Annotated in this window: 6 protein-coding genes; 1 reads left to right on the top strand and 5 read right to left on the bottom strand. The window is 72.0% G+C overall.

Annotated features, from left to right (window positions below; genetic code table 11):
- Positions 1-32: 32 nt before the first annotated feature.
- Positions 33-746: a spermidine synthase gene (locus tag ABZV06_RS05820; RefSeq protein WP_355618970.1), complete on the bottom strand. Its 714-nt coding sequence runs from the start codon at positions 744-746 to the stop codon at positions 33-35.
- Between the two features lie 127 nt (positions 747-873).
- Between ABZV06_RS05820 and eccB the strand changes: the two genes are divergently transcribed.
- Positions 874-2,244, top strand: coding sequence for a type VII secretion protein EccB (eccB, locus tag ABZV06_RS05815; protein ID WP_355233095.1), 1,371 nt, complete (start codon positions 874-876; stop codon positions 2,242-2,244).
- Between the two features lie 44 nt (positions 2,245-2,288).
- Here eccB and ABZV06_RS05810 read toward each other — a convergent pair whose 3' ends face one another.
- The 4 genes from ABZV06_RS05810 to ABZV06_RS05795 all read right to left on the bottom strand — a co-directional run bounded on the left by ABZV06_RS05810 (position 2,289) and on the right by ABZV06_RS05795 (position 6,228).
- Positions 2,289-2,894: a class I SAM-dependent methyltransferase gene (locus ABZV06_RS05810; protein ID WP_355233096.1), complete on the bottom strand. Its 606-nt coding sequence runs from the start codon at positions 2,892-2,894 to the stop codon at positions 2,289-2,291.
- A 120-nt stretch (positions 2,895-3,014) separates the two neighbouring features.
- A complete protein-coding gene (locus tag ABZV06_RS05805; protein ID WP_355233097.1) occupies positions 3,015-3,881 on the bottom strand; it encodes a carbohydrate ABC transporter permease in 867 nt (288 codons plus the stop codon).
- Complete coding sequence (locus tag ABZV06_RS05800; RefSeq protein ID WP_355233098.1) at positions 3,881-4,837, bottom strand: sugar ABC transporter permease; 957 nt, start codon at positions 4,835-4,837, stop codon at positions 3,881-3,883. Before ABZV06_RS05800 ends, ABZV06_RS05805 begins: the two co-directional genes overlap by 1 nt.
- On the bottom strand, positions 4,834-6,228 hold the full coding sequence (locus tag ABZV06_RS05795; RefSeq protein WP_355618968.1) for an extracellular solute-binding protein: 1,395 nt from the start codon (positions 6,226-6,228) through the stop codon (positions 4,834-4,836). The genes ABZV06_RS05800 and ABZV06_RS05795 overlap by 4 nt, the downstream gene beginning before the upstream one ends.
- Positions 6,229-6,276 lie beyond the last annotated feature (48 nt).

Below are 6,276 nucleotides of genomic sequence, written 5' to 3'. Positions count from 1 at the left end.
GCGCCCGCCCCCCCCCCCCCCCCCCGGGGGGGTCAGCGGCGGGCGACGTAGACGGTGTTGGCGGACTGGCCCCCGGTCAGCGGGTTGGCGAACGGCACGACGTGTGCCCGCACGGTCGCGAACACCTCCGCGAGCGCCGCGACGAAGTCGTCGTCCGGTGGGTCGTCCGACCAGAGCGCGAAGACACCCTCCGGCCGGAGCAGCGCGGCGAGCCGACGGAGGCCGTCCGGCGTGTAGAAGAGCGCGTGGCTCGGGTGCAGGACGTTGCGCGGCGAGTGGTCGACGTCGAGCAGGACCGCGTCGAAGCGTCGCCCGGGATTCTGCGCGTCGAACCCCTCGTCACCTGCCACGGCGGCGAAGAAGTCGGCCTGCGCGAACCGGGTCCGCGGGTCCTCGGCCAGCCCGGCCGCGAACGGCAGCAGTCCCCGCCGGTGCCAGTCGATGACGTCCTCGATGGCCTCCACGACGAGCAGCGCCCGCACCCGCGGGTCGGCCAGCGCGGTGCACGCCGTGTAGCCCAGTCCGAGGCCGCCGACCACCACGTCGAGGGTGTCCCCGGTCAGCTCGGCGAGACCGAGGCGGGCCAGCTCGATCTCGGCGACGGGGAAGAGGCTGGACATCAGGTACTCGTCGTCGAGCTTGACCTCGTACACCTCGAGGTGGAGCGCCGGATCGCGGCGCCGCCGCAGGCTGATCGCGCCGATCGGGGTCTCCCGCCAGGCCAGTTCCTCGAAGCGCGCGCCCACGGATGCCCTCTCGCCGCCGGATTCGTCCCCGGATGGTACCGACCGGACCCCGGCCCGCCACGCAGGGTCCACGGGACATCGACGCAGCGCATATCCTGTGCCCGGTCGAACCAGCGGAAGGGACGTCATGCCGTCGCGGCAGGATCAGCTGCACTCCTACCAGTTCAGCGTCCAGCGGGCGGTCGCCGCGCTGGTGATGCGGGAGACCGACCCGGCGCAGTCGCCGTTTCGGCGGCTGGCGGGCGCGGGCCTGGCCAGCGTCCTCGTGGCGGTGATCGGGCTCGGGGGTTCGGCGCTCTACGGACTGTTCGCCGGTGGCGGCACCGGATGGCGCGACCCGGGCGCGGTGATCGTCGAGAAGGAGTCCGGCGCCCGGTTCGTCTACCGCGAGCAGAAGCTGCACCCGGTGCTCAACTACGCCTCGGCGTTGCTGATCGTCGGGGCGGACCGGTCGAAGACGGTGCTGGTCTCCCGGCGTTCCATCGACGGCGTGCCGCGCGGTCTGCCACTGGGCATCGCCGACGCACCGGATTCGCTGCCCGCGCCGGGCGGGCTCGCGAAGGCGGCCTGGACGGTCTGTTCGACGACGGCCGGCGCGGACAGCCGTTCGGCGCTGCTCATCGGCGTCGACCCCGACGGCGGCCGGCCGCTCGGTGACGACGCGTTGCTGCTGCGCCATCCGGATGGCGGGCTCCACCTCGTGTGGCACCAGCGCCGCTACCTGATCCGCGATCCCAGCCGGGTGCTGGCCGCGCTGGCGACCACCCGGACGCGGGCGGTGTCGGTCGCTCCCGCCCTGCTCAACGCGTTCCCTGCCGGCGTCGACCTGGCTCCGCCGGCGCTGCCCGGCGAGGGCCGACCCTCCACACGGGTGCCCGGCGCCACCATCGGTCAGGTCTATCTCGTGCGCAACTCGGGCGGCGGCCGCCAGTACGCGGTGGCACTCGACGACGGGCTGGCCGGGATCACCGAGTTGCAGGCCGGGCTGCTGCTGGCCCGCACCGGGCAGGGGGAGTCGGAACCGATGACGTTGGGGCGGTTCGCCGCCGTGCCCACGATGCCCGACCTCACCCCGAGCGGCCCGACCGCTCCGCCGCCCGTACCGCCGCGGCTCGCCGCCACCGACGACGCGGCGATCTGCACCCGCGTCGGCGACGACGGTGCGGGCGAGGTGCGCTGGGGCGTACACCTGCCGGACCTGTCGGCCGTTCCGCGGACCGCGCCAACCGGCGGCGCGGCGCTGGCCGACCACGTGGTGGTGCAGCCGGGTGGTGGAGCGCTGGTCGAGGCCGCCGCGGCGCCCGGCGCCTCCGGGGGGGCGCTGTCCGTGGTCACCGACCTGGGCCGACGGTACGTGCTGGCCGACCGGGAGGTACCGGCGATGCTCGGTTACCGCGACGTGCGACCGGTGCGGCTTCCCGCCGGCCTGGTCAGCCTCGTGCCGGCCGGCGCGACCCTCGACCCGGCCGCGGCCCGGGCCGTCGCCGCCCCGTCCTGACCCCGCTCGGGAGGTAGCGGCCCTGCCCTGACGCAGGTCTTGTCTCAGGTGGCCGGGCGGCGCAGGATGCTGACCGCGAAGGGGGCGTCGTCGCGCCACGGGCGCAGGTCCCAGGTGGCGAAGCGGTGCTCCAGGCGCAGCCCGGCGGCGACCGCGTCGGCGTCGAACGCGCTCAGCGGATAGCCGCGCTCGGTGCCGAAGCCCACCGCCAGGACGCCGTCCGGGCGCAGGTGCCCGGCGAGCCGTCGAAGGACCTCCGGCTCGGTGCCGACGGCGACGAACGCGAGGACGTTGCCGGCGAGGACCGCCGCGTCGAACGGCTCCGTCTCGCCGAGCGCCGCCAGGTCCAGCTCGGCCAGGTCGGCGACCAGCCAGCGCGGGCCGGGGTGATCGGCGCGGGCGGCCTCCACCAGCGCGGAGTCGGCGTCGACCCCGACCACCCTGTGCCCACGCTGGGCCAGGGCCGCGCCGACGCGGCCGGTGCCGCTGCCGGCGTCGAGGATCCGCGAACCGGGTACGACGAGCGTGTCGACGAGCCGGGCCTCGCCGGCCAGGTCGGCTCCCTCGGCGGCGAGCTTGCGGAACCGGTCGATGTACCACTGCGAGTGCTCCGGACCGGTGTCGGTCGCCCAGCGGGTCGGGTTGGCCATACGGCCCACGGTAATCGGGTCGGACGGGGTCGGTCCGACGGGTACGCCGATCGGTGGCGGTCCAGCAACGCCGGGGTCGGCGTGTCGAGCCGCTGGACCGCCACCGATCGGGCCGCAGCTTCAGCCCTTCTCCGCGCCGCTGGTCAGACCCTCGGTCAGCAGCCGTTCACTCGCGAAGAAGAGGATCACGATGGGCAGGGTGAGGACGACCGACCCGGCCATCAGCACCGTCTTGGGCACCTCCACGCCGTCGGAGAGCAGCGACAACCCGAGCGACACCGTCCACCGGTCGGGCTTGTCGACGAGGAACAGCAGGGCGAACAGGAACTCGTTCCAGGCGATCATGAAGTCGTACAGCGCGACCGCCATGATCGATGGCGCGGCGAGCGGCAGGCTGACCCGGCGGATGATGCCGAGCCGGCTGGCGCCGTCGATGGCCGCGGACTCCTCCAGACTGACGGGGATGGTCTCGAAGTAGTTCTTCAGCATGTAGACCGAGACCGGCAGGGTCTGCGAGATGTAGACCAGCACCAGCCCGAACAGGGAACCGCGCAGGCCGGCAAGGCTGAACACCACGAACAGCGGGATCGCGATGACGATCGAGGGGAACAGGTAGACCGCCAGGAACAGGAAGTCGACCTGCCGCCGACCGAAGAACCGCAGCCGGGCCACCGCGTACGCGCCGGGGATCGCCACGAGCAACGTGAGCACTGTCGCCGCGACGGCGACCAGACCGCTGTTGCGGATGAAGGTGAGGAATCCCTGGCCGCCGTCGTCGGTGGCCTTGAGCACCTCCGCATACGTGGCGACGGTCAGCTCGCCGAAGCCGACGACAAGCGAGCCGGGGTCGAGCAGCAGCCGCTCGATGGGGCGTACCGAGAGCACCAGCATGTAGTAGAAGGGGAAGACGGTGACCACCAGGAACGCGGCGATCACCAGGCGGCGCAGCCAGCGCAGGCTCACCGTCTCGATCATGTCGCGGTCCATCAGTCGACCCTCCGTCCGAAGAAGCGTAGGTAGATCAGCACGAACACGATGAGCACCACGGCCAGCACGACCGCCTGCGCGGCGGCCGCCCCGATGTCGGTACGGGCGGTGAGGAACTCGTACACCCGGACGCTGACCACCTCGGTGCCGGCGGCCCCGCCGGTGAGCAGGTACACGTCGTCGAACTTGTTGAACGTCATGATGAAGCGCAGCACCCCCAGCAGGGCCATCACCGGCAGGAGCTGCGGCAGCAGGATGTGCCGGAACCGCTGGGTGGGAGTGGCACCGTCGACACGGGCGGCCTCCTCCAGCTCGCCCGGCACCGCCTGGAGCCGGGCCAGCAGGAACAGGAACGCGAACGGGAAGTATCGCCACGTCTCGAACACGATGACCGTGGCCAGCGCCGTCGATTCCTGGGTGAGGAACGGCACGGGCGCGTCCCAGCCGAGCAGGCGCTGACCCCAGTGGTTGACGATGCCGAGCTGCGGGTCGAGCATCACCTGCCAGAGGAAGGTCACCGCGACCACCGGCGCCACGTACGGCAGCAGCATGGACGCCCGTACCAGGGTGCGACCCCGGAACGGGCGGCGGACGACGAGCGCGGCGACCATGCCGAGCAGGATCGACCCGGCGGTGCCGCCGACGCTGTAGAGCAGGGTGACCCACAGCGTGTCGGCGAAGCCGGGGGTGTGCAGCACCCGGTCGATGTTGTCCATGGTGAGCTCGCCGAACAGGCCGGTCTTGCGCAGGGTGGCGAGCCGGACCCGCTGGAAGGCGAGCACCACGGTCCAGACGATCGGGATGCCGATGACGGCGATGGTGACCAGCAGGGTCGGCGCGACCAGCGCCAGCCCGGCGCGGGACTCACGGCGGCGCAGCGTCAGCGGTCGACGGCGGGCGCGCTCCGGCCGCTCCCCGGCGGGGGAGCGGCCGGTCTCGGGGGCGGTGGTGGTCAATTGACGCCCGCCTTGATCGCCTCGACGTCCTTCTTGGCCCGGCCGGCGGCGCCCGCCGCGTCGGACTTGCCGGCGATGAGGTCGCCCAGCACCTTGGGCACCGGCAGCTCACCGAGCATGGCGCCCACCAACTTGCCCTGCCCCTGGCTGAGCCCCCAGCGCCCGAACGTGTCCGGACTGCGTCGCAGCGTGGCCAGCACGTCGTCGCCGTACACGTCGGCGAGGGGCTTCTTGGTGTCCACACCGGCCGGGCTGGTGTTCCATGCGGTCAGGAACGCCTCCGGCTCGGCCGGGGTGCCCTTGCGTACCGGGAACCGACCCTCGGGGGACATGCCGAACCAGCGCGGGTAGCCGTCGCCGAGCATGTACTCCACGAACGACTTGGCCGGGTCGGCCACCGCGCCGTCGAGTACCGCCCACGAGCTGATCTCGCCGTACTGCGCGGGTTCGGTGCCGTTCGGACCCTTGATCGCGGTGACGAACCCGCTGTTCTTGGCCAGGAACGTCGGGTCGGCCTGGCACTGCGGACAGGTCGGCTTGGCGTCGTTCCGGAGCCCGGCCAACTCGTCGAGGATGAACGGCGACCAGATCACCATGGCCGCCTTGCCCGCGAAGTAGGTGGCCCGGGTGGTGTCCACGTCCTGCGCGCCCTTCACCGAGCTGGCGCGGATCAGGTCGCCGTAGAAGCGGAACGCCTCGACGCACTGTGGCGAGTCGAGGGTGACCCCGCCGGAGTCGTCGGTGAGCTGGCAACCGTTGGCGAGCGCCAGGTGCTCGAAGGTCTGCTGGGTGAACACGTCGCTGGGCGAGGTCGCCGCGGTGATGCCGGCGACGCCGCCGGTGTTCAGCTTCGCCGCCGCGGTGGCGATCCGCTCGTACGTGTCGGGGGCGGGCAGGCCGGCGGCGTCGAACAGGTCCTTGCGGTAGACGAGCAGTTGGCCCCACCCGTCACTGGGGACGGAGAGCTGCTTGCCGTCGTCCGAGGTCAGCTCCAGCGCCCGGGGCGAGAACGTCTGCCGGCCCAGCTTGTCGACGACCTCCGCGTTAGCCGAGGCGTGCAGCAGCTCGTTACCCGCGAGGGTGCGGATGCCGGCCAGGGACACCGAGCCGACCACGTCGGGCAGCTCGCCGGCGGCGGCGTTTGCGGCGATCAACGAGGGGAACTGGTCCTCGTTGACGGTGACGAGGTCGACCTGGATCCCGGTCTTGGCGGTGAAGTCCGCGATGATCGCCTTGGTGGCGGTGACGCGGTCGGCGACGTCCTCCAGGCTCCACACGGTGATCTTTTTGCTGTTGCTGTCGGATCCGTCATCTCCGCAGGCCAGCAGGGTCGACCCGGCCAGTGCCAGGATCAGGGTGGTGGCGAGTATCCGCCTCGGAGGTGCTGACATCGGTGGCACTCCTCTCGAAGGGTACAAGACGGATTCAACACCTTCGAT

The sequence above is a fragment of the Micromonospora sp. NPDC005172 genome, assembly GCF_040608555.1.
Lineage (GTDB): Bacteria > Actinomycetota > Actinomycetes > Mycobacteriales > Micromonosporaceae > Micromonospora.
Note: the sequence above shows the minus strand (reverse complement) of the source record. Positions and strands in the feature narration are given on the sequence as shown.